The following is a 22,616-nucleotide window of genomic DNA, read 5'->3' as shown; positions in this document are numbered from 1 at the left end:
CGCGGCGTCCGGCGAGGTCGGGGCGCTGTCATATGCATTCGCATATCGAATCTCACGTCATATCAATATTGGACATGACCTTCCCGGCTCTGGTCTGCTCTCCCGCATGACGACCCACAGCACACGCGACCGGCGGCTCGGCGCCGCCGCTCTCGCCCTGACGACGGTCGCCGGCCTGGCCGGCTGCGGTTCCGGCGCGGACCCGGACGTGCGGAGCGCGGCGCCGCGCGGTGCCACGTCCACGATCGCCGTCGATCCCGCGCAGGCGAAGGTCACCAAGCAGATCGGCCGCCTCGAGGCGACCCACCACGCGCGCATCGGCGCCTTCGCGATCGACACCGGAACCGGGCGCACCGTCTCCCACCGGCCGGACGAGCGCTTCGCGTTCGCCTCCACGTTCAAGGCGATGGCGTGCGGTGCCGTGCTGCGCAAGGCCCGGCGCTCCGACCCCGGCCTGCTCGACAGGGTGATCCACTACACGAAGGACGACCTGGTCGACTTCTCCCCCGTCACCGAGAAGCACGTGGACACCGGCATGACCGTCGCCGCCCTGTGCCACGCCGCCATCACCCGGAGCGACAACACCGCCGGGAACCTGGTGCTGAAGCAGATCGGCGGGCCCGCCGGCCTCACCGCCTTCTTCCGCTCGCTCGGCGACGGGGTGAGCCGCAGCGACCGCTGGGAGACCGCCCTCAACGACTGGAAGCAGGGCGAGCTGCGCGACACCACCGCGCCGCGCCCGTGGGCGGGCGACCTGCGGGCCCTCACCGCGGGCGGCGCGCTCGTCCCGGCCGACCGCAGGCAGCTCGTCGACTGGATGAAGGCGACCATCACCGGGGACAAGCGCATCCGCGCCGGGCTCCCCGGGAACTGGACGGTCGGCGACAAGACCGGCACGGGCGGCGTCTACGGCACCGCCAACGACATCGCGATCGCCTGGCCGCCGTCCGGTGCCCCGCTGGTCATCGTGATCACCACGAACCGGTTCGGCGCCGACGACGAGGCCGACGACAAGGCCGTCGCCCAGACCGCCCGCGTCCTCGCCGGTGCGCTCCGCTGAGCGACCGCGGCGTGACGACCGCCCCTGGTACCGGACGTCCGGTACCAGGGGCGACGCGCGTCCAGGCGGGCGCCGGGGCTCAGAGCGCCCTGAGGAACTTCGCGGCGATGGGGGCGGCGGCCTCGGCACCGGTGCCGCCGCCCTCGACGATCACGGCGAAGGCGACGTCCTTGCGGTAGCCGATGAACCAGGCGTGGGTCGGCGGGTCGTCGCCCTCGCCGAACTCGGCGGTGCCGGTCTTGCCCGCCGTGCCGGACGGGAAGTCGACGCCGGACGCGGTGCCCTCGCTGACGACGGCCGGCATGAGGGCGTGCAGGGCGTTCTCGACGGCGGACTCCAGCCGCTTCGGCGGCTCGGGCTTGCGGCCTCCGGCGTCGGCGGCCTGCGCGGCGAGGGACGCCTCGACCAGGCGGGGCGAGCGCCAGGTGCCGTCGGCCGCGGCGGCGGCGACGCTCGCCATGTTGAGCGGGCTGGTCAGCACCTGGCCCTGCCCGAAGGACGCGGCGGCGAAGGCGGTGTCGTCCTTGTTGGCGGGGAACGCGGCGCGGACGGCGGGCAGCCCCGCGATGATCGGGGCGTTGAACCCGAACTGGGAGGCGACCTGGGCGAGCCGCTTCTCGCCGAGCTTGTCCACGGCGAGGCGCGCGAACGTGGTGTTGCAGGAGTGCGCGAACGCCTCGCGGAGCGGGACCGTCCCGAAGTCCTCGTGCTGGTAGTTGTGGAACGACCGGCCGTCGACCGCGGTGGTCGCCGGGCAGGCGACCTTCGTCGCCGGGGACATCCCGCCCGCGACCAGCGCGGCGGCCGTGACGACCTTGAACGTCGAGCCGGGCGGGTACCGGCCCATCAGCGCGCGGTTGTAACCGCCGGGCTGGTTCGCCACGGCGAGGATCTCGCCGGTGGAGGGACGCAGCGCCACCATGGACGCCGGCTTGCTCGCCCCGGCGACCGCCTGCCCGGCGGCGGCCTGCGTCTTCGGGTCGATGGTCGTCTTCAGCGGCTTGCCCTCGGCGCCGCCGAACCGCTGGAGCGTCTTCACCGGGACGCCCTCGGCGTCCACGATCTGCACGGCGAGCGCGGGCTTGCCGGAGAGGCGGCGCTCGTACTGCTGCTGGAGGCCGTCCGCGCCGGCCGGATCGCCCTTGCGGTACGGGGCGCCGAGCTTGCCCGCCGCCTCGGCGGACACCGGGCCGACCTGTCCGGCGAGCTGCCGGGCGGATCCGGACGGGGAGGACGCGAGGTCGCTGCCGTCCGCCGCGAGGACGGCGGCGCGGTCCGGCCAGGCGCGCGACGCGCGGAGCCGCTGCCCCTCCTTGAGCTCGGGGTACATGACCTGCGGCGACCAGCGGACGAGCCAGTCACCGTCCTTCTTGACCATCGGAAGCGACCCGTTGTACTTCCACATCCGGTCCCCTGCCAGCGTCACCTCGGCGCTGTAGGCCCCACCGACCTCGTCGCCCTTGGGTCGCCCCACGGAGGCCACCGTGTAGCGCTGCCCGACGACGCCGAGGTCGTCCCGCATCTGCTTGAACCGCGTCTCGAAGTCGGCGGGCGGAGCGTCGGTCAGCGCCTTCATCGCGGCGAGGTCGCCGCCGCTCCAGGCCGCGAGGTAGCGCTTCGCGGCGTCCCCGGGATCGTCACCGTCGCGCAGGAACCACACCGCCCCCGCCCCCACGATCACGACCGCCACCACGACCGCGGCGACGGCGAGCACACGGGATCGGTGCATCGTCGAACTCCTTCTCCCCCTGTCGGCCCACCGGCCGGGCGATCCGCCGAGAGCGCGGATGACCGATGGGGGCACAAGGACACCAGGCACCGCCCGAAAAGTCCAAGATTGATATCGGTCCAGATGAATATCCGTTTTGGTATCATCGCTGGTCGTGGACCTCGTCGGGCATCTGCGGTGCTTCGTCGTCGTCGCCGAAGAACTCCACTTCGGCCACGCGGCCGAGCGTCTCGGCATGGCGCAGCCGCCGCTGAGCCAGCGTATCCAGCGGCTGGAGAAGGAGCTCGGCGTGCGGTTGTTCGACCGGAGCAGCCGGCGGGTGCGGCTCACCGCCCCGGGCGGCCTGCTGCTGGAGGAGGCGCGTGACATCCTCACCCGCGTGGACCGCATCTACTCCGTCGCCGAGCGGGCCCGGCTGGGCGAGGTCGGGACGGTGCGCGCCGGCCTGCCGAGCGACCTCGGCGGCCGGGTCGTCGCCGCGCTGATCGCCGCGTTCCGGGAGCGCCGCCCGGACCTGCGGCTCGACCTGCGCGAGACGGGCACCGACCAGCAGATCCGCGCGCTCGCCGAGGGCGCGCTGGACGCCGGGGTGGTGCGGCACCCGTGTGACGCCCGCGGGCTGGAACTCGGCCCGATGCTGGCGCAGCCGCTCGGCGTGCTGCTGCCGGGCGGCGACCTCGCCGCGCAGCCGGGCGCCGGGTCACCGGAGGTGCATCTGGCCGACCTCGGCACCCGCGACGTCGTCGTCCCGCCTCGCGCGGAGGCGCCCGGCGCCCACGACGAGGTGCTCGCGGCCTGCCGCCGGCACGGGTACGCGCCCGCTGCCGTCCACGAGGCGCGGCATCCGGGGTTCGCGCTGGGGCTCGTCCTCGCGGGGACGGCCGTGGCGCTCGTCCCGCGCACCGACGACACCGCCGGGGCGGTGTGGCGGCCGCTGGCGGGCGAGCCGCTCGCCTGGCGGACGTCGTGCGCCTGGCGGCGGGCCCGCGACCCCGAGCACGCCCGCGCCATCGCCGACTTCACCGCCGTCGCGACCGCGGTGCTGCGCGGCGAGGCCGGCATGACCCCGCTGGACCGGGCCCCCGCCCGCCGGGTCGTCCCGCGCCCGTCCTCCGGGTTCCTGGCATGAGCGAGGTGCCCGTCAGGAGGGCGGGTGCGGCGGAGCGGATCGAGGCGGCGTTCCGGTCCGCGGGCGTGACGGGGTTCCTGCACGTCGTGGACATCGACACCGGCCGGGACGTCGCGGTCGGCGCCGACGAGCCGGTGGTGCTCGCGTCGGTGTTCAAGGTGCCGCTGCTCGTCGCGTTCCACCGGCAGGCCGCCGCGGGCGTGCTGGACCCGGCCGAGCAGGTCACGCTGCGCCCGGACGACCGCACCGCCGGGCCGACCGGGGTGTCGGCGCTGCTGGACGAGGTCCGCATGTCGCTGCGCGACCTCACCTGCCTGATGATCACCGTCAGCGACAACGCCGCCGCCGACGTCGTCATGGACCGGGTCGGCCTGGACGCGGTCAACGCGACGGCCGCCGACCTCGGGCTCCGCCACACCGTCATCGAGGGCAACGGCCGCGACCTGCACGAGTCCCTGCTCGCCGACGCCGGGGCGGACAGCGTCGCCGAGGTCTGGGCGCGGCTGGACGAGCCGGGCCTCCAGGGCCGGCTGCGCGCCCTCGACCCGCTCCGCACGAGCCGCAGCACGCCGCGCGACATGACCCGGCTGCTGTCGATGATCTGGCGGGACGAGGCCGCCCCGCCCGCCGGGTCGGCGGCGATGCGCCGCCTGTTCGGCCTCCAGGTCTGGCCGCACCGCCTGTCGTCCGGGTTCCCCTACGACGACGTCGTCGTCAGCGGCAAGACCGGCACCCTGCCGACCCTGCGGAACGAGGTGGGCGCGGTCGAGTACCCCGACGGCGCCCGCTACGCGGTGGCGGTCTTCACCAGGTCGATGCTGCCCGTGGCCGTCCTCCCCGAGGCCGACGCGGTGATCGGCTCCGCCGCCCGGATCGCCGTGGAGTCCCTCCGCCGCCCCTGAGTGTGCGGCGCGGCCGTCGAGGGGGACTCGGGCGCCCCAGCACTCGCTCGGAAAACATAAGCTGTACCCCTGTTTTGGACGTTCTTGGGGAGTGTTCGTTGCGGCTGCCGGAGCATCTTGAGCTACTGCTCACCGACGAGCCGGTGCTCGACGTCTACTCGCACGGCCCGTGGCGCGTCCCGGACGGGCTGTTCGAGGAGATCTCGGCGCGGATCGACGGGCTCGCGGCCGACCCGCGGGCCGTGGAGCTGACCACCGACGAGCACAAGCTGCTGACGCTGCCCGCGTCGCTCGTCACCGCGGAGATCTTCGGCATGCTGGCGTTCCTGCCGGGCGGCGGCGCGATCAAGGCGGGCTCGTGGTCGCAGCTCCCCGAGCGGCTGCTGCACCGGCACCTGGTCAACCCCGGGCCGCTCAGCACCCGGATGACCCGCTGGGACGCGCCGGGCGGGCGGTGGCGGCCCCCGGTGGACTGGCTCATCGAGGCGCCCGACCGGGCGCTGGCGATCGAACTGGCCCGCGACTGCCTGTCCGTGCTGGAGGGCATCGAGCCGATGGAGGAGCGCCGCAAGGCGCTGCTGCGCCTCTACGACGACCCGCCGGTCTGCGACGTGAACCTGCCCAAGACGGAACTGCGGGAGCACTGGCACGCGCACGCCGGAGACGACATCGTCGCGGCGGTCCCCGAACTGCTCGGCCCTGTCGGCTACCTGGAGTGGGTCTGCGCGGGCCTGCTCGCGTCCTACGAGCACCTGATGGAGGCGGCGCCGCGCGAGGAGACGGTCGAGGTCCACCTGGTCCAGCTGCTGCTTCAGGGCAGCATGGAACAGGTCCCGGCCGAACTCGCGGTCGCGCTCGGCGAGGACCGGTACGGCGAGCTGCTCCAGCGGTTCACCGCGGAGCGCCGCGGGTTCAAGGCGGGCGCCTGGCAGGAGCGGACGCGGGCCTGGCTCGTCCGGGCGCTCGTCGCGGGCGCCGCCGACGCGTGCCGCGGCTGGCTCGACATGGCGATGCGGTTCATCGCGATCGTGCAGGGCCTGCCGGGCGACCCGTGGTTCCCGAAGGCGGAGTGGATCCCGGTCGGCCAGTTCCAGACCGACCTGCGCCGCCTGTACGCACCGCGCCGCCGCGTCGTGAACCCGCTCACCGAGACGTTGAAGAGCGTGCCCGCCGCCGCCGGGTCCGCGACGACCGCGGCCGGCCGGCCGGAGATCGCCACCTCGCTGGTCGAGCAGCCGGAGGTGACCGCGGCGCTGGCCGAGCTGACCCGCGGCAGCGCGTCCGTCCGGCTGCTGATCAGCGGGCCGGACGGCACCGGCAAGCGCGACGCGGCGCAGGAGCTCGGCAAGGCGCTGGCGCTCGGCCGCGATCCGCACTGGGTCACCGACAACCTGTACGCCGGGCAGCGCCTGTCGGACGCCGTCGCCAAGCTGCACGCCGACGCCCGCGACTGCGCCGGCGACCGGCTGCTGATCATCGAGGGCCTGGACGGGATCGTCGCCGACCCCGGCAACGGCGAGGCCCTGGCCGCCGAGCTGCACCGGCTCCTCGCCGTCCACCCCGACCTGAACCTGGTGGCGCTGTGCGACGCCGGCGGCGAGGAGCGGATCCGCGAGATCAACCCCGTCCTGCCGCAGCGGTTCCGGATCGCCCGCACCCGGCCGTTCACGGCGGCGGGCCACGCCGAGCTGTTCCGCCGCGCGCTGGACGCCCGCGGCGCCCGCGGCACCCGCCCGGCGATCGAGGCGGCGGGCGCGCTGCTGGCCGCGACCCCGCCGACGCAGACGCTCCGCAACGCGCGCCTCGCGCCGCATCTCGCCGACCAGGTCGTCGCCGCCGCGCGGGCCCGGCTCGACGCCGACGCGGAGGGCGGCGGGCTGGTCGTCCGCAAGCAGGACGTCCCGGCCGCGCTCGACACCGCGCAGGCCGCCGGGAACCCGCTGGCCGAGCTGCGCGAGCTCACCGGCCTGGAGACCGTCAAGCACGAGATCGCGCTGCTCGTCGCGGGCACGCACGCGGCGCGGCTGCGCAGCGAGTCGGGCCTGCGGATCACCCCGCCGACCCGGCACATGGTGTTCACCGGCAATCCGGGCACCGGCAAGACGATGGTGGCCCGGCTGCTCGGCCGCATCTACAAGCGGCTCGGCGTCCTGTCGTCCGGGCACCTGGTGGAGGCGTCCCGCGCCCACCTCGTCGGCGAGTACATCGGGCAGACCGCGCCCCGCACCCGCCGCCTGGTGGAGCGCGCGGTCGGCGGCGTCCTGTTCATCGACGAGGCGTACACGCTGACGCAGTCGCCGCTGAAGGGCGACTACGGGCACGAGGCGATCGCCGAGCTGGTCAAGCTGATGGAGGACCACCGCGACGACCTCGTCGTGGTCGTCGCCGGCTACCAGCAGGAGATGGCCGAGTTCCTCGCCGCCAACCCCGGCCTGGACTCCCGGTTCCCCAAGCAGATCCACTTCCCCGACTACGCCGACGACGAGCTGATCACGGTGTTCGGCCAGCTCGCCGCCGCCGACGGCTTCGAGCTGGCCCCCGGCACCGAGGACGTCCTGCGCTCGATGCTGCGCCGCGCGCCCCGCGGCCCGTCCTTCGGCAACGGCCGCCTGATGCGCAACATGCTGGACGTGGCCGTCGCGAACCAGGCCGACCGCGTCGCCTCCGCCGCCGTCGCCCTCACGAGCGACCCGGCGGTCAGGAAGGGCGCGGGCAAGGACAAGGGCGGCGACCAGGCGCCCCCCACCAGGGAGGAACTGGTCACGCTGACCGCCGACGACCTTCCCCCGCTCCTGGACCACCCCGAGGAGTTCTTCGGCCTCTACCTCTAGCCGGGCGGAGACCGGTCAGCGGGCGAGATGCTCGGCGGCGGTGAACAGGAGGCTCTCCGCGCCGCGGCGGGTGACGAGTTGCGCCCCGACCGGCAGCTCGCCGCCGCCGCCGTCCGCCGGGACGGTTCCGGCGGGAACGGACAGGGCGGGCAGTCCCAGCACGTTCCACGGCGAGGTGAGGCTGACCAGGAGCGCGGTGAGCGGGCCGAGCCCGACCTCGGTCGCGCCGATCCGGGGCGCGGGGATCGGCATGGTGGGCATGGCCAGCAGGTCGTAGCGGTCCAGCAGCCCGGCGATCTCCTCGGCGTACCGGTCCCGCTCGCGCAGCGCCCGGACGAGCCGCCAGCCCGGCATCCGTCCCGCGCCCTCCAGGCGGGCGAGGGTCGCCGGCTGGTACCGGCCGGGCGCCTCGGCGACCCGCTCGGCGTGCACGTCGTACGCCTCGCTGTACTCGATCGCCAGGAACACCTGCCGGAGCCCGGCGAAGTCGATCCGCTCGGACGGCGCGTCCGGGAACAGGGCGCGGACGCGCCGCTCCACCTCGGGGTCGCACGCCGGCGGCTCGATCCAGGCGACGCGCCCGTACGGCGTGGCTCCGGCCCGGTCGCCTCCGCCGGACGAGCCGTCCAGGAGGGAGGGGACGGCCTCCGCCGGCCCGGTCAGCGCGTGATAGGCGAGGCGGCAGTCCTCCGCGGTGGCGGCGAGGACGCCCACGTGGTCGAGCGAGCGCGACAGGGGGAACACTCCGTCGGTCGGGATGACGCCGTGCGGCGGCTTGAACCCGGCGATCCCGCAGAACGCGGACGGGATGCGCACCGATCCGCCCGTGTCGGTGCCGATGGCGAGCGGGACCATGCCCGCGGCGACCGCGACGGCGCTGCCGCTGCTGGACCCGCCGGACATCCGCTCCCGGTCGTGGGGGTTGCGGACCGCCCCGTTCACCGACACGTCGCCGCTGCCGCCGAACGCGAACTCCTGCGTCCCGGTCTTGCCGACGATCACGGCGCCGGCGTCCCTCAGCATCGTCACGCAGGCCGCGTCGGCCTCGGCGACGTACCCGGCGAAGTGGCCGGACCCCATGCCGGTGGGCAGCCCGGCGACGTCGACGATGTCCTTCACCGCGACCGGGACGCCGTGCAGCGGGCCACGGTCGACACCGGACGCCAGCTCCTCGTCGGCCCACCGGGCGGCGGTCTCGGCGCCCTCGGCGTCCAGGGTCACGAAGGCGTTCAGGTCCTTGTCGACCGACTCCAAGACCCGCGCGACCAGGCCCCGCGCCGACTCCCGGCCCGCGCGCAGGTCGCGCCCGATGCCGGTCAGCGTCCGTCCGGTGAAGAACCCGCCCATTCCGCCTCCTTGCCTCTTACCTGTGCCGATCTGCGTAGCATCTCAGACCTCCGCGGCCCCTTCCGCCCGCCCGCCGTCCCGGTCGTCGTGCATGATGTCGCGCTTTGTCATCCAAGCGTCGCTCATGGTCGACCACTGGCCGCAGATTGCCCGCCGCTCGTCGACCGCGCTCCCGGAACCGCGAACCTACGCCCGGGTAGGCGGCAGGCTTCCAGCACCCGGAGGTGACGCTCCCGCCGGTTCGCTGGGGGGCGGGGCGGAGGCCGCGCGCCGTCGCGCCCGGCATACCGCCCCTGTAACCGGCGACGGTCACACCGAGGTGGGGGACGAGGTCACGGCCGAGCGCCGTGGCCTCGTTGTCGCCGCGGCCTTCCCGGGACGTTCGCCCCTGGGCCCGCGGGCCCAGGGCTGATGGGCTCTCGGTGACGGTTGAGAACCCCGTCCGTGGGGACGGGATGTCCTCAGGGCGGTCGAGAACACCCGGGAGGACGCGCATGACCCAGTCGGGCACCCTGAGCGATGACGAAGTACAGCAGATCAACGCGTACTGGAGAGCCGCCAACTACCTGTCCGTGGGGCAGATCTACCTCCTGGACAACCCGCTGCTCCGCGAGCCGCTCGAACGGCGGGACCTCAAGCCGCGGCTGCTCGGGCACTGGGGCACCACGCCGGGCCTGAACTTCTGCTACGCCCACCTCAACCGCGTGATCAGGGCGCGCGACCTCGACATGATCTACGTCATGGGCCCGGGGCACGGCGGTCCCGCGGCGGTCGCGAACGCCTGGCTCGAAGGCACCTACAGCGAGGTGTATCCGGAGGTGTCGCAGGACGAGGCGGGCATGCGGCGGCTGTTCCGGCAGTTCTCCTTCCCCGGCGGCATCCCGAGCCACGTCGCGCCGGAGACGCCCGGCTCCATCCACGAGGGCGGCGAGCTGGGCTACTCCCTCGCCCACGCGTTCGGGGCGGCCTTCGACAACCCCGGCCTCGTGGTCGCGTGCATCGTCGGGGACGGCGAGGCCGAGACGGGCCCCCTCGCGGCGAGCTGGCATTCCACCAAGTTCCTCGACCCGGTGCGGGACGGCGCCGTCCTGCCCGTCCTGCACCTCAACGGCTACAAGATCGCGAACCCGACGGTGCTGGCCCGCATCCCCGAGGAGGAGCTCGTCCAGCTCCTGGACGGGTACGGCTACCGGCCGTTCCTGGTGAGCGGGGACGAGCCCGCCTCCATGCACCGCAAGATGGCCGCCGCCCTCGACCAGGCCCTCGACGAGATCGCCGACATCCAGCGCGGCGCACGCGAGGGGCAGGCGTCGCAGCGGCGCCGCTGGCCCATGATCGTCCTGCGGTCCCCCAAGGGCTGGACGGGCCCGAAGGAGGTGGACGGGCTGCCGGTCGAGAACACCTGGCGGTCCCACCAGGTGCCGCTCGCCGGAGTGCGCGAGGACGCCGAGCACCGCGCGCAACTGCAGGAGTGGCTGCGCTCCTACCGCCCGGAGGAGCTGTTCGACGAGGCGGGCCGGCCGGTGGCCGGGCTCCGGGCGCTCGCGCCGGCGGGCGACCGGCGGATGAGCGCGAACCCGCACGCCAACGGCGGGCTGCTGCTGAAGCCGCTGGCGCTGCCCGACTTCCGGGACTACGCCGTGGAGGTCGACAAGCCCGGCACCACCACGACCGAGCCCACCCGGAGGCTCGGGACGTTCCTGCGCGACGTCGTCCAGGCCAACCCGTCCAACTTCCGGATCATGGGCGCGGACGAGACGGCGTCCAACCGGCTCGGGGACGTCTTCCAGGTCACCGACCGCGTCTTCCAGGGCGAGCTGCTGCCGACCGACGAGCACCAGGCCCGGTCCGGCCAGGTGATGGAGGTGCTGAGCGAGCACCTGTGCCAGGGCTGGCTGGAGGGCTACCTGCTCACCGGGCGGCACGGGCTGTTCAACAGCTACGAGGCGTTCGTGCACATCGTCGACGCCATGTTCAACCAGCACGCGAAGTGGCTGAAGGTCACCCGCGGCCTGCCGTGGCGGCGGCCGATCGCGTCGCTGAACTACCTGCTGTCGTCGCACGTGTGGCGGCAGGACCACAACGGCTTCACCCACCAGGACCCCGGCTTCCTCGACGTCGTGCTGAACAAGAAGCCGGAGATCGTCCGCGTGTACCTGCCGCCGGACGCGAACACGCTGCTGTCGGTCGGCGACCACTGCCTGCGCTCCCGCGACTACGTCAACGTGATCGTGGCCGGGAAGCAGCCCGCGCTGAACTGGCTGCCGATGGACGCCGCGATCGCCCACTGCACCCGCGGCATCGGCGTCTGGGAGTGGGCCTCCACCGACGGCGGCGCCGACCCCGACGTGGTGCTCGCCTGCGCGGGCGACATCCCGACGCTGGAGACGCTCGCGGCCGTCGACCTGCTCCGGCAGCTGTTCCCCGAACTGCGCGTCCGCGTCGTCAACGTCGTCGACCTGATGCGGCTCCAGCCGTCCGGCGAGCACCCCCACGGCCTGTCGGACCGCGAGTACGACACGCTGTTCACCACCGACAAGCCCGTCATCTTCGCCTTCCACGGCTACCCGTACCTCATCCACCGCCTCACCTACCGGCGCGCGGGACACGGCAACCTGCACGTCCGCGGCTACAAGGAGGAGGGGACGACGACCACGCCGTTCGACATGGTCATGCTGAACGACCTCGACCGGTTCCACCTCGTCATGGACGTCATCGACCGCGTCCCCTCCCTCGGCGCCCGCGTCGCCCACCTCCGGCAGCGGATGGCCGACCAGCGCCTCTTCCTGCGCTCCTACACGCGCGAGCACGGCGAGGACGCCCCCGAGGTCCGCGACTGGACGTGGCCCTACTGATGCGGGTCCTGACGGTCAACCCCGGGTCGAGCAGCCTGAAGGTGAGCCTGCTCGACGCCGACGACACGGTCCTCGCCGAGGACTCCGCCGGCGGCCACGAGATGGCCGGGCTGGTCGCGGACCTGCCCCGGCCGGACGCCGTCGGCGTCCGGTTCGTCCACGGCGGTACGGACTTCACCGCGCCGGTGCGCGTCGATGAGAAGGTCACCGCGCGGCTCCGCGCGCTCGCCGACCTCGCGCCGCTGCACCAGCCCGCCTCCCTGCACGCCCTGGCCGAGATCACCGGCGTCCTGCCGGACGTCCCGGCCGTGGCGTGCTTCGACACCGCCTTCCACGCCGCCCTCCCTGCCGCCGCCGCGACCTACGCGCTGCCCCGGGAGTGGTGCGAGCGGTTCGGCCTGCGCCGCTACGGCTTCCACGGCCTGTCGTTCTCCTACGCCGTGCGGCGCGCCGGCGAGATGATCGGCGCCGACCCGGCCGCGCTGCGGATGGTGGTGTGCCACCTCGGCGCCGGCGCCTCCCTGTGCGCCGTGGCCGAGGGCCGGTCGGTCGACACCACCATGGGGTTCACGCCCCTCGAAGGGCTGGTCATGGCGTCGCGGGCGGGAAGCGTCGACCCCGGCATCCCGCTCTGGCTGATCGAACACGGCCTCGCCCCCGCGGAGGTGGGCGACGCGCTCGAACGCGACTCCGGGCTGCGCGGCCTGACCGGCACCGGCGACATGCGCCGGGTCCGCGAGCGGGCGGCCCGGCACGACGCGACCGCCCTCGCCGCCCTGGACGTCTACCATCACCGCCTGCGCGCCTGCGCCGCCGCGATGACGGCCTCGCTCGGCGGGCTCGACGTCCTCGTCTTCACCGGCGGGATCGGCGAGCACGATGCGGCGGTCCGCCTGCGGCTGGCCGAGGACCTCGCCTACCTCGGGACCTCCGTCGACCCGGACCGCAACGCCGCCGCGGACGGCGACACCGACGTCACCGCCGCCGGCGCCGCCGTCCGCGCGCTCGTGGTGGCGGCCCGCGAGGATCTGGAGATCGCCACCGGGGTCCGGAGGTGCCTGCGCGGAGATGGTCCGCCCGGCGCGACCGGGTAGTACATAAGGTGTGAACGTGGAGAACACGGCGGGCGCTTCGGAGGGTGCGATCCGCAGGCTGGCGAACATCCAGGCGATCACCGACGAGGCGTTCGCCAACATGGACATGGACGAACTGCTCGACACCCTCCTCGACCGCGTCCGCGCCGTCCTGAGGGTCGACACCGCCGTGGTCCTGCTCCTGGACCGGGAGGAGCGGCTCCTCGTCGCGACGGCGGCGAAGGGCATCGAGGAGGAGGTCGCCCAGGCCGCCCACGTCCCCCTGGGCGAGGGGTTCGCCGGGCGCGTCGCCGCCGAGCGGAGGCCGGTCTACGTGCCGGACGTGCCCAGCGCCGGCGTGTTCAACCCGCTGCTCGTCGAGCGGGGCCTGCACTCGCTGCTCGGCGTCCCGCTCGTCGGCGGCGGGACGCTGGTCGGAGTCATGCACGTGGGGACGCTCGCCCACCGCCGGTTCACCCCCGAGGAGACCGGGTTCCTCCAGCTCGCGGCCTCCCGCGCCGCGCTGGCGGTGCAGTCCCTGGTCAGCCGCGCCGAACGCGCCGGCGCGCTCGAACTGCAGCGCAGCCTCATCCCGGCCGCGCCCCCGGAGGTCTCCGGGCTCGAACTGGCCGCCCGCTACCGCCCCGGCAAGGCGATCGTCGGCGGGGACTGGTACGACGTGTTCACGCTCCCCTCGGGCGAGGTCGGCATCGTCATCGGCGACGTGGCGGGCAACGGGCTCCCGGCGGCCGTCGTCATGGGCCGGATGCGCAGCGCGCTGCGCGCCTACGCGCTGGACAACGACGACCCGGCCGTGGTGCTGCGCAAGCTCAACCGGAAGATGCTGCACTTCGAACCCGAGGCGACGGCGACCGTCCTGTACGCGGTCGTCGACACCGCCACGGGCCGGGTCCGGCTGTCGTCGGCCGGGCACCCTCCCCCGGTCCTCGCGCTGCCGGAAGGCCCGGCCGAGCCCGTGGACATGAAGTTCGACGTCCTGATCGGCCTGGGCGAGGGGGTCCCCCGCCGGACCCTGACCCTCACCCTCCCGCCCGGCGCCCTGCTGTGCTTCTACACCGACGGGCTGATCGAGCGGCGGGACGAGTCGATCCTGGCCGGAGTCGCCCGGCTGTGCGAGGCGGCCTACGCCGGGCCACCCGAGGCGGTCGGCGCGGCGGTGATGTCGGCGCTGATCGGCCGCCAGGCGGCCCCGGACGACGTCGCGCTCCTGATCGCCCGCCGCGTCCCCCCGGAACGCCGGGACGGCTGACAAGGCATCGGCCCGCGCCTGCCGAAACTACGGCATGTCCCCTGCCCCCCGTCCGGGAGGCCGGGACGCATCGTCTACGCGACCGCGGGCATCTTCTCGGACGGATCCGGGGGGCACCGAGCGGAGGACCGTGGAGCGGGCGTCAGTCGGCCGGTTTGCGGGACGCGGCGCGGGCGCGCTTCTCCTCGTCCTCCAGGAGGGGACCCACGCGGAACGGGACCTGGTGGGTCAGGACGATCGAGGTGGTGCTGCGGCGGACGCCGGGGCAGGCCAGGATCGAGTCGATGACCTCGTGGAGCTGCTTGCCGTTGGGGGCGACGGCGCGGACGAGGAGGTCTCCCTGACCGGTGATCCCGAGCACCTCCAGGACGCGCGGGATCGCGGAGAGCGCGACGGCGGCCTCGCGCAGCCGGCCCTGGGCGACCTCCAGGGTGACGAAGGCCGTCAGCTCGAAGCCGATGGCACCGAGGTCGACCTCGCGGCCGCGGTGGCCGATGACGCCCTCGCGTTCGAGGCGCTCCACCCGGGCGTGCGCGGTGTTGCGGGCGATGCCGAGCTTGGCGGCCAGTTCCGTGACGCCGATGCGGGGCTGCTCGACGAGGCGGCGCAGGATCTGCAGATCGAGGAGAGTGGTACGGGTCACAACGCTCAGCTCCGGCGGGTAACTCGGTTCTGACTTGAGCAATCCGCTCAATTATCGTCCAGCCATCTTGCACTCCGCTCAGCGTAGGCGGCTCAATGCAAGCATGAGCACCACCGTTTCCTCCTCCCCCCTTCGCGACCGGCTCGCACTGGAGCGCGGCCGGATCGCGATCGGCGGGGTGCACGCCCTCGTCCGGCTGCTGCTGGAGCAGCGGCGCGCGGACGCCCGGCGGGGATGGCGGACCGCCGGGTTCGTGTCCGGATACCGCGGGTCCCCGCTCGGCGGCCTCGACCAGCAGCTGGTGCGGGAGGCGAAGCTGCTGGAGGGCCACGACATCCGGTTCGTGCCGGGCGTGAACGAGGAGCTGGCGGCGACGGCCGTGTACGGGTCGCAGCTCGTCGAGCACCTGCCGGGTCCCCGGTTCGAGGGCGTGTTCGGGCTCTGGTACGGCAAGGCGCCCGGGGTGGACCGGTCGCTGGACGCGTTCAAGCACGCGAACTGGCTCGGCACGTCGGAGCGCGGCGGGGTGCTCGCCGTGGTGGGCGACGACCCGGCCGCGAAGTCCTCCACGCTGCCGTCGGCGACGGAGGGCGCGCTCGCGGAGGCGTTCATGCCGGTGCTGGTCCCCGGGTCGGTGGGCGACCTGCTGCGCCTCGGGCGGCACGGCTTCGAGATGTCCCGGTTCAGCGGGGCGTGGACCGGGTTCAAGCTCGTGACGGACGTCGCCGACTCCCACGAGATCGTGGACGTCGAGCCGGTGCCCGACCCGGTGTACCCGGAGTTCGCGTGGCGGGGACGGCCGTGGAAGCCCACGCGCAGGCCGGGCGTCGACCTCAAGGGCACGACGGCCCTTGAGACCGAGGTCCTCCAGGGCCGCCTGCAGGCCGCGACGGCCTACGCCGCCGCCAACGGCCTCGACCGGATCGAGGGCGCCGCCGGCGACGCGGTCGTCGGGCTGGTCGCCGCGGGCCGCACCTACGTGGAGCTGCGCGAGGCCCTCGACCGCTTGGGGCTGGACGACGAGGCCCTGGCCCGCCGGGGCGTCCGGCTGCTGCGCCTCGCCATGATCTACCCGCTGGACGCGGACCGGATCCGGGAGTTCGCGCGGGGACTGCGCGAGATCGTCGTCGTGGAGGAGAAGCGGGCGTTCGTCGAGACGCAGATCCGCGACGTCCTGTACGACCTGGCGGAGCGTCCCGCCGTGTACGGCAAGAACGGCCCGGACGGCGCCGGTCTCGTCCCGCCCGACGGGGGCCTGGACGCCGACCGGCTCGTGAAGGCCCTCGCCGGGCTCCTCGCCGACCGCGTCGGAGAGGAGCACGTGGACCTGCGCGACGCGGTGCTGAAGCCCCGCACGCCGCAGATCAACCTGCTCGCCCCGGCGCGCACCCCGTACTTCTGCTCGGGCTGCCCCCACAACCGGTCGACGGTCGTCCCGGACGGGTCGGTCGCGGCGAGCGGCATCGGCTGCCACGTCATGACCGTGTTCACCGACCGCGGCATCGGCACCACGCAGATGGGCGGCGAGGGCGCGATGTGGGTGGGCGCGGAGCCGTTCTCGGACACCGGGCACATGTTCCAGAACCTCGGCGACGGGACGTTCTTCCACTCCGGCAGCCTCGCGGTCCGGCAGGCCGTCGCCGCCGGCACCAGCATCACCTTCAAGATCCTCTACAACGCGGCCGTGGCGATGACCGGCGGGCAGGACGCCGACGGCGGCTCCGACCCGGCGGCGATCACCCGGATGCTGCACGCCGAGGGCGTCGCGAAGATCGTGGTGGTGGCGGACGACCCGTCCCGCTACCCGCGCGGGACGGACTGGGCGCCCGGCGTCCGGGTCCGGCACCGCGACGACCTCGACGCCGTCCAGCGGGAGCTGCGCGCGATCCCGGGCGTGACCGTGCTGCTGTACGACCAGGCGTGCGCGGCCGAGACGCGGCGCAAGCGCAAGCGCGGCCTCGTCCCCGACCCGCAGACCCGCGTCCTGATCAACGAGGCCGTCTGCGAGGGGTGCGGCGACTGCGGCACCAAGTCGAACTGCCTCAGCGTGGAGCCGGTCGAGACCGAGTTCGGCCGCAAGACGCAGATCAACCAGACGTCCTGCAACAAGGACTACTCGTGCGTGGACGGCGACTGCCCCTCGTTCGTCACCGTCCTGCCCGGGAAGAAGCCCAAGGCGGCGCGGACCCTGCCGCCGATCGGCGAGCTGGAGGAGCCCGGGGCGCGGCCCGAGTCGGCGGACGTGCTGCTCGTCGGCATCGGCGGCACCGGCGTCGTCACGGTCAACCAGGTGCTCGCCACGGCGGCCCTCATCGACGGCCGCCACGCCCGCGCGCTCGACCAGACCGGGCTGAGCCAGAAGGCCGGCGCGGTCGTGTCGCACCTGCGCATCGGGACCGCCGACCGGGACCGGCCGGGCATGGTCGGCGCGGGCGGCGCCGACGCCTACCTCGTGTTCGACTCGCTGGCCGGGACGACGGAGGCCAACCTGCGCCGCTGCGCGCCGGACCGGACCGCCGCGGTCGTGTCGACCAGCGAGGTGCCGACGGGGCAGATGATCGTGGACACCTCGGTGTCGCTGCCGCCGAGCGCGTCGCTGGTCAAGCGGATCGCCGAGCGCACCCGGGCGGAGCGGCTGGTCGCGCTCGACGCCCTCGCGCTCGCCGAGCGCTGGTTCGGCGCCACGACGACGGCCAACTTCGTGGTGGTCGGCGCCGCCTACCAGGCGGGGCTGCTGCCGCTGTCGGCGAAGGCGATCGAGGAGGCCCTCACGCTGAACGGCGTGCAGGTGGACGCCAACGTCCAGGCGTTCCGCGCCGGGCGCCGCCTCGTGCTCGACCCCGAGGGCCGGGGCGACGCCGCCGCGCCGGCCGCGCAGGTCGCGCCGCGCCCGCTGGACTCGACGGCGTCGGCCGCGATGGACCTCGTCGACGCGTCCGGCGTGGACGGCGAGCTGGCCCGCGTGCTGCGGATCCGCGTGCCCGACCTCGCCGCGTACCAGAACCTGGCGCTCGCCAAGCGGTACCTGGACGCGGTCCTGCGCGTCGCCGGGGCCGAGGACGCGGCGGGAGCGGGCGGGCGGCGCCTCGCGGTCGCCGTGGCGCGCAACCTGTACAAGCTGATGGCCTACAAGGACGAGTACGAGGTGGCCCGCCTGCACCTCGACCCGGAGCTCGCCCGGCGCGTCGAGGAGCAGTTCGGGCCCGGCTCCACGATCGCGTACATGCTGCACCCGCCCCTGCTGCGGGCGGTCGGGGTGGACCGGAAGATCGCCCTCGGCCGGACGGCCCGCCCGGCGTTCCGCGCGCTGCGCGCGATGCGGCGGCTGCGCGGCACCCCGCTCGACCCGTTCGGCGCCACCGCGCAGCGGCGCGCCGAGCGGCGCCTCGTGACCGGGTACGTCGCGGTGGTGAACGAGCTGGTGGCCGGACTGGACGCGGGCGCCGCCGGGGACGGCCGGCACGACGCCGCCGTGCGGATCGCCGAGCTGCCGGACATGATCCGCGGTTACGAGGACGTCAAGACCGCGAACGTCGCCCGGTACGAGGAGAGCCTGCGCGAGCTGCTCGCCGCGTGGCGGGCCGAGCTGTCGCCGAGCCGGGTGTGACGCTCAGGTGATCGCGCCGGCCACCGCCCCGGCCAGCGCGATCACCACCAGCTCCAGCGCGAGCAGCTTGGCCAGCGGGCCCGGCGCGAGCCGGGCCGCGTAGCACTGCTCGACGAAGATCTTGAGCTGGTCGGACGGGTGCAGGCGCGGCGCGGAGTGCCGGGACGGGACGCCGCGCAGCGCCGCCGGCGGCAGCGGCCGCTCCTCGACCGGCCGCACCAGCACGCTGTTGACCGCCCGCGTCGGCACGACCATCCGGTCCCAGTGCAGCGCGTCCAGCGGCAGCGGCCCGCCGTGCCCGTCGAGCCGGAAGATGGGGCCGCACAGGGTGATGAAGGGCAGCTCGTGCCCGCGCGCCGCCGACTCCTCTCCGAGGAGTCCGCGAAAGGTCTCGCCGCTGTTCAGGGTGATTTCGAGTTCGACGTCGCGGTCCCCGTAATCGGCGTTCGCCCCGGCCGCCGGACGTGCCTCGACGGGAAACGGCCCGGGACGATTCTCCAGCCGCGCCAGAACTGCCGCGGCCAGCGATGAGAGGGTGAGGGAAAGCGCGAGGAAACAGCACACCGCCCACGCCACGGCGAGGGGCGGGACCGGGGCGCCGCCCTCGTCCAGGAGGTGAAGCGGGCTCGGTACCGCGGCCTGCCCCAGCACGCCCAGCAGGATCGATGTCACCGTCGTGACCATCGTGCCGGCGACCACCACGCGGGAGAACCGCGGCAGCGCGTCCCCCGGCCGGGCCCGTTCCCGGCGGCCTCGCACCAGATCGAAATGCAGGCCCGGAACCGCCGCCAAGGCCAGTAGTACGACAGGCACGACAATGGAGCTCTCGGTCAAGGTCGCCCCTGCCCTGCATCGCGGGTCATGGGCCCCAGATCCTGTCAGTTGGACCAGGGAATCTCAATATGAAGACAACTGACTCCCGGTCCAATTGCCGTTCCTTTCCGGGACCGCCGGAAAGGTCTTCTCCGCGCACCGGCTCCGCCGTCGCGGGGCGGGCGGGTCGAACCCGCCGGGGCCGGCGGCGCGTACCTCCTGACGAGCCGGGGACCGCGCCCGGCACCGGAGTGCGACGAGGGTGACGTCCAGTGGAAACGGGACTGCGGCTGACGGAGCGCTACCGCCTCGTGGAACGCCTCGACGACGGCGGGACGATGGAGGTCTGGCGCGCCTGGGACGAGCTGCTGGGCCGTCCCGTCGCGGTGAAGGTCCTGACGCCCGCGGTCACCGGTTCGCAGCGGGGGTTCCGGCGGGGCGTGAACCGCGCCGCCGCGCTTTCCCACCCCGCACTGGAGACGATCTTCGACAGCGACCAGACCCGCGACGCGTCCGGGCGGCTCGCGTCCTTCGTCGTGACCGAGTTCCTGGTCGGCGAGCCCCTCACCGACCGGCTGCGGCGCGGACCGCTCGCCGCACCCGAGGCGGCCGCCGTCTGTGCCCAGATCGCGGGTGCCCTGGAGGCCGCGCACGCCGCGGGCGTGACGCACGGCGATCTCACGCCGGACAGGGTCGTGCTCGTCCACGGCGACGTCGGCATCGACGTGAAGGTCGTCGACACCGGCATCGGCGGCGTCATCCGCGCGTCGGCGGGAGACGGTACGGAGACCGCCGAGATCCAGACCGCCGACAGCGGGGCCGCCGACGTGCGTGCGCTCGGCGTCGTCATCGCCACCTGCCTCGGCCCCGGGGCGTCCGAAGAACTCTCCGCGCTCGCCGCCCGCTGCATGGGCCCGGACGCCCCGTCCGCCGCCGAGGTCGCCGCTTCGCTGGCCCGCGACGAGGGGCCGCCGAGCGCCCTCTTCGTCGCCCCGGTCACGGCCCGGCCCGACGGCCCCCGGAGCAGCGCCCCGCCCCCGCCGCCCGCGCCGGCCCGCCGCGGGAACGTCCGCCTCGCCGCGCTCGCCCTGGTCGTGGCGATCCCGGTCACGGCCGCCGCGGCGGTCCTGCTGTCGGCGCCGCGCTCCCCGGTCGCCGTCCCGGCTCCGGCGCGGACGAGCGCCGTCCCGCCGGCCCCCGCGCCGACGCTCCGGACGCCGCCGCCGGCGTCCGCTCCCCGCGTCACCGACGCGCTGGGGCGGCTGCGCCCGATCGTCAGCCGCGGCTACGCCGCCGGCGAGATCCGCTCCGACGTCGCGATCGACCTCGACAACGTCATCACGAACCTGGAGAACGACCTCACCGCCGACCGCGAGGTCGACGTCGGCGGCCGGATCGCCGAACTCCACGACAAGATCATCACCCGGCTGAGGGAGCGCGGCCTGTCCCCCGGGCTCGCCGACGAACTGAACCGCGTCCTCGCGACCGCCCAGGCATGACGGGCGGACGGCGCACCGCGACGTGGCGGCGCGAGGACCTCCCCCGCACGCCGCCCGCCACCCGCTTCCCCTGGCTCGCGCTGGCCGGCGTCGCCGCCACGATCGTGGCGGCGACCGTCCTCGTCCTCGGGATCGGCGACACCCTCTCCAGCCGCGACGGCTCCGCCGGACGCCTCCTCCCGCTCCAGGCGGCGTCCCCGACCGCTCCGCCTCCGCCCGAGACGTCCGCTCCCGAGCAGTCCGGCCCGCGGACGCCTTGGCCGCCCGGATCGACCGCCTCCGAGCCGCCCCCGCCGGAGCCGCCGCCCACGGAACCGAGCGTCGACGAGGTCCTGGTGAGGCTGCGCGATGCCGTGGACCAGGGCGTGGCCGCCGGAGACGTCCGCGACGACGTCGGTCTCGACCTGGGCAACGTGATCGAGCGGATGCTCGGCCACGGGGAGCGGAGCCGCGCGGACGTCGCCTCCCTCCGCCACAAGATCGTTATCCGGGCCCGGGAGGGCGCCATCACCGGCGGCCGCGCCGAGCAGCTCCGCGTGATCCTCGACGGCGCGCTCCCCTGACCGGCGCTTCTCCTCAGCCGCCGTAGGCGCTCGACCCCGATTCGGGGCCCGGACTTGACGGCGGCATATCGTTTATCGTTATTATCGAAAAACGATACGCCACCCCCGAGGAGACGACCCATGACACCGACGACGCTCTGGTCGCGGTACGACAGCCATGTCCTGGAGCTGCTCATCGGGCTCGGCCTGCTGCTGGTCGGGCTCTTCCAGGCGCTCTTCCCGATCCTCGGCGTGACCGGCCCCTTCCCGCCGATCGACACCCGCGACGTCACCCTCCGCTCCACCTCCCAGGTGCCGCACCTCGCCTCGGGCGGGACGGCCCTGCGCGGCACTCACCACGCCGAACTGGCGGTCGACGATCCCGGCCTGGGGGACCGCCTGCTGCTCGCCGCCCCCGAGGTCGCCCGGGCCGTGCTGATCGTCGTGATCCTGTCGATCCTGATGCGGATGGCCGCGACCCTCCGCACCGGAGACGTCTTCGTCCCGGCGAACGTCCGGCGGCTCTTCGCGATCTCCACCGCCGTCCTGCTGCTCGGCGCCGCCGTCCCCGCCCTCGACATGGTCACGACGGACGCGCTGGTCGGCGGCACCCCGCTCGCCCCGGCGGTCGAGGCGAGCTTCATGTTGCGAGCCTCGGACATCCTGCTGGGCGTCCTGATCGCGGCGCTGGCCGGGGCGTTCGCGCACGGTGCCCGCCTGCGCGCCGACACCGAGGGCCTGGTCTGATGCCGCCCGAGGATCCCCACCAGATCACCGTCCACCTGGACGCGATCCTCGCCGACCGCGGCATCACCCTGGTCGAGCTGGCCGAGCGCGTGGGCGTGACCCCCGTGAACCTCTCCATCCTGAAGAACGGCCGCGCGAAGGCGATCCGGTTCACCACCCTCAGCGCCCTCTGCCGCGAGCTAGGCTGCCAGCCCGGCGACATCCTCTCCCGCACCGAGGACTGAGCACCCTTGAGGCCGACAAGCGCAACCATCAGGCGCAACGACCTCAGCCACCACAGCAACCACCAACAAGCCAGACCAACGCGATTGCGAGCGAAGCCAGGTTCGAGCCCGCGAGAACCTGATCGCCGAGTGAGCCGCCAGCCGAACCGAGGCGATGCAGCAACCGCACGTGTTTTTGGGCGGTCGGCGCCCCCAGGCGCCGACCACCCAGACTGACGGCGACAAGCGCAACCAACAGGCGCAACGACCCCAGCCACCACAGCAACCACCAACAAGCCAGACCAACGCGATTGCGAGCGAAGCCAGGTTCGAGCCCGCGAGAACCTGATCGCCGAGTGAGCCGCC

At 74.0% G+C, this 22,616-nt stretch carries 17 protein-coding genes; 12 read left to right on the top strand and 5 right to left on the bottom strand.

Annotated elements, in window-relative coordinates; genetic code table 11:
• The first annotated feature begins 106 nt into the window (after window positions 1–106).
• The gene (bla, locus tag AB0H37_RS31945) at window positions 107–1,060 is read left to right on the top strand and encodes a class A beta-lactamase (RefSeq protein WP_360616665.1); all 954 of its coding nucleotides are present in this window, start codon (window positions 107–109) and stop codon (window positions 1,058–1,060) included.
• Between the two features lie 79 nt (window positions 1,061–1,139).
• On the opposite strand, the gene AB0H37_RS31940 is transcribed toward bla, so the two are convergent.
• Window positions 1,140–2,789, bottom strand: coding sequence for a penicillin-binding transpeptidase domain-containing protein (locus tag AB0H37_RS31940; protein ID WP_360616664.1), 1,650 nt, complete (start codon window positions 2,787–2,789; stop codon window positions 1,140–1,142).
• Window positions 2,790–2,943: 154 nt separating this feature from the next.
• On the opposite strand from AB0H37_RS31940, the gene AB0H37_RS31935 reads away from it, so the two are divergent.
• From AB0H37_RS31935 to AB0H37_RS31925, 3 genes are all read left to right on the top strand, one after another.
• Window positions 2,944–3,918 carry a LysR family transcriptional regulator gene (locus tag AB0H37_RS31935; protein ID WP_329095024.1) on the top strand — a complete coding sequence of 325 codons (975 nt, stop codon included), beginning with the start codon at window positions 2,944–2,946 and terminating at the stop codon, window positions 3,916–3,918.
• A complete protein-coding gene (locus AB0H37_RS31930; protein ID WP_179832642.1) occupies window positions 3,915–4,820 on the top strand; it encodes a serine hydrolase in 906 nt (301 codons plus the stop codon). Before AB0H37_RS31935 ends, AB0H37_RS31930 begins: the two co-directional genes overlap by 4 nt.
• Before the next feature lie 98 nt (window positions 4,821–4,918).
• A complete protein-coding gene (locus AB0H37_RS31925; RefSeq protein ID WP_329095026.1) occupies window positions 4,919–7,651 on the top strand; it encodes an AAA family ATPase in 2,733 nt (910 codons plus the stop codon).
• A gap of 15 nt (window positions 7,652–7,666) precedes the next feature.
• On the opposite strand, the gene AB0H37_RS31920 is transcribed toward AB0H37_RS31925, so the two are convergent.
• Entirely contained in the window at window positions 7,667–8,998 is a 1,332-nt protein-coding gene (locus AB0H37_RS31920) for an amidase (RefSeq protein WP_360616663.1), read from the bottom strand.
• Between the two features lie 494 nt (window positions 8,999–9,492).
• Between AB0H37_RS31920 and AB0H37_RS31915 the strand changes: the two genes are divergently transcribed.
• Genes AB0H37_RS31915 through AB0H37_RS31905 form a run of 3 tightly spaced genes read left to right on the top strand, consistent with a single transcriptional unit; the run spans window position 9,493 to window position 14,196 of the window.
• Window positions 9,493–11,853: a phosphoketolase family protein gene (locus AB0H37_RS31915; protein ID WP_360616662.1), complete on the top strand. Its 2,361-nt coding sequence runs from the start codon at window positions 9,493–9,495 to the stop codon at window positions 11,851–11,853.
• A complete protein-coding gene (locus AB0H37_RS31910; protein WP_360616699.1) occupies window positions 11,853–12,947 on the top strand; it encodes an acetate/propionate family kinase in 1,095 nt (364 codons plus the stop codon). The genes AB0H37_RS31915 and AB0H37_RS31910 overlap by 1 nt, the downstream gene beginning before the upstream one ends.
• Window positions 12,948–12,963: 16 nt before the next feature.
• Entirely contained in the window at window positions 12,964–14,196 is a 1,233-nt protein-coding gene (locus tag AB0H37_RS31905; RefSeq protein ID WP_360616661.1) for a GAF domain-containing SpoIIE family protein phosphatase, read from the top strand.
• A 142-nt stretch (window positions 14,197–14,338) separates the two neighbouring features.
• Here AB0H37_RS31905 and AB0H37_RS31900 read toward each other — a convergent pair whose 3' ends face one another.
• On the bottom strand, window positions 14,339–14,839 hold the full coding sequence (locus AB0H37_RS31900; RefSeq protein WP_179844046.1) for an Lrp/AsnC family transcriptional regulator: 501 nt from the start codon (window positions 14,837–14,839) through the stop codon (window positions 14,339–14,341).
• 34 nt (window positions 14,840–14,873) lie between these two features.
• On the opposite strand from AB0H37_RS31900, the gene AB0H37_RS31895 reads away from it, so the two are divergent.
• On the top strand, window positions 14,874–18,446 hold the full coding sequence (locus AB0H37_RS31895) for an indolepyruvate ferredoxin oxidoreductase family protein (RefSeq protein ID WP_360616660.1): 3,573 nt from the start codon (window positions 14,874–14,876) through the stop codon (window positions 18,444–18,446).
• A 3-nt stretch (window positions 18,447–18,449) separates the two neighbouring features.
• Here AB0H37_RS31895 and AB0H37_RS31890 read toward each other — a convergent pair whose 3' ends face one another.
• A complete protein-coding gene (locus tag AB0H37_RS31890) occupies window positions 18,450–19,259 on the bottom strand; it encodes a DUF6338 family protein (RefSeq protein ID WP_360616659.1) in 810 nt (269 codons plus the stop codon).
• Window positions 19,260–19,531: 272 nt separating this feature from the next.
• Here AB0H37_RS31890 and AB0H37_RS31885 point away from each other — a divergent pair, with 272 nt between their 5' ends.
• The 4 genes from AB0H37_RS31885 (at window position 19,532) to AB0H37_RS31870 (ending at window position 22,271) form a co-directional block, all read left to right on the top strand.
• Window positions 19,532–20,758, top strand: coding sequence for a protein kinase (locus AB0H37_RS31885; RefSeq protein WP_360616658.1), 1,227 nt, complete (start codon window positions 19,532–19,534; stop codon window positions 20,756–20,758).
• On the top strand, window positions 20,755–21,321 hold the full coding sequence (locus AB0H37_RS31880; RefSeq protein WP_360616657.1) for a hypothetical protein: 567 nt from the start codon (window positions 20,755–20,757) through the stop codon (window positions 21,319–21,321). Before AB0H37_RS31885 ends, AB0H37_RS31880 begins: the two co-directional genes overlap by 4 nt.
• A 120-nt stretch (window positions 21,322–21,441) precedes the next feature.
• Complete coding sequence (locus AB0H37_RS31875) at window positions 21,442–22,047, top strand: DUF2975 domain-containing protein (protein WP_360616656.1); 606 nt, start codon at window positions 21,442–21,444, stop codon at window positions 22,045–22,047.
• The gene (locus tag AB0H37_RS31870; protein WP_179832632.1) at window positions 22,047–22,271 is read left to right on the top strand and encodes a helix-turn-helix transcriptional regulator; all 225 of its coding nucleotides are present in this window, start codon (window positions 22,047–22,049) and stop codon (window positions 22,269–22,271) included. The genes AB0H37_RS31875 and AB0H37_RS31870 overlap by 1 nt, the downstream gene beginning before the upstream one ends.
• A 43-nt stretch (window positions 22,272–22,314) precedes the next feature.
• Here AB0H37_RS31870 and AB0H37_RS31865 read toward each other — a convergent pair.
• Window positions 22,315–22,616 (bottom strand): hypothetical protein (locus AB0H37_RS31865; protein ID WP_360616655.1); only part of this gene is annotated, 302 nt, incomplete at its 5' end.

Source organism: Actinomadura sp. NPDC023710, from assembly GCF_040639875.1.
GTDB lineage: Bacteria > Actinomycetota > Actinomycetes > Streptosporangiales > Streptosporangiaceae > Spirillospora > Spirillospora citrea.
The sequence above is the reverse complement of the archived record's forward strand: the minus strand, read 5'-3'. Positions and strand labels throughout refer to the sequence as shown.

Excerpts from the sequence above, each read along its gene's own strand:
- bla (WP_360616665.1), top strand. The coding sequence starts at position 107 with ATGACGACCCACAGCACACGCGACCGGCGGCTCGGCGCCGCCGCTCTC.
- AB0H37_RS31940 (WP_360616664.1), bottom strand. The coding sequence starts at position 2,789 with ATGCACCGATCCCGTGTGCTCGCCGTCGCCGCGGTCGTGGTGGCGGTC.
- AB0H37_RS31930 (WP_179832642.1), top strand. The coding sequence starts at position 3,915 with ATGAGCGAGGTGCCCGTCAGGAGGGCGGGTGCGGCGGAGCGGATCGAG.
- AB0H37_RS31920 (WP_360616663.1), bottom strand. The coding sequence starts at position 8,998 with ATGGGCGGGTTCTTCACCGGACGGACGCTGACCGGCATCGGGCGCGAC.
- AB0H37_RS31915 (WP_360616662.1), top strand. The coding sequence starts at position 9,493 with ATGACCCAGTCGGGCACCCTGAGCGATGACGAAGTACAGCAGATCAAC.
- AB0H37_RS31910 (WP_360616699.1), top strand. The coding sequence starts at position 11,853 with ATGCGGGTCCTGACGGTCAACCCCGGGTCGAGCAGCCTGAAGGTGAGC.
- AB0H37_RS31880 (WP_360616657.1), top strand. The coding sequence starts at position 20,755 with ATGACGGGCGGACGGCGCACCGCGACGTGGCGGCGCGAGGACCTCCCC.
- AB0H37_RS31875 (WP_360616656.1), top strand. The coding sequence starts at position 21,442 with ATGACACCGACGACGCTCTGGTCGCGGTACGACAGCCATGTCCTGGAG.
- AB0H37_RS31870 (WP_179832632.1), top strand. The coding sequence starts at position 22,047 with ATGCCGCCCGAGGATCCCCACCAGATCACCGTCCACCTGGACGCGATC.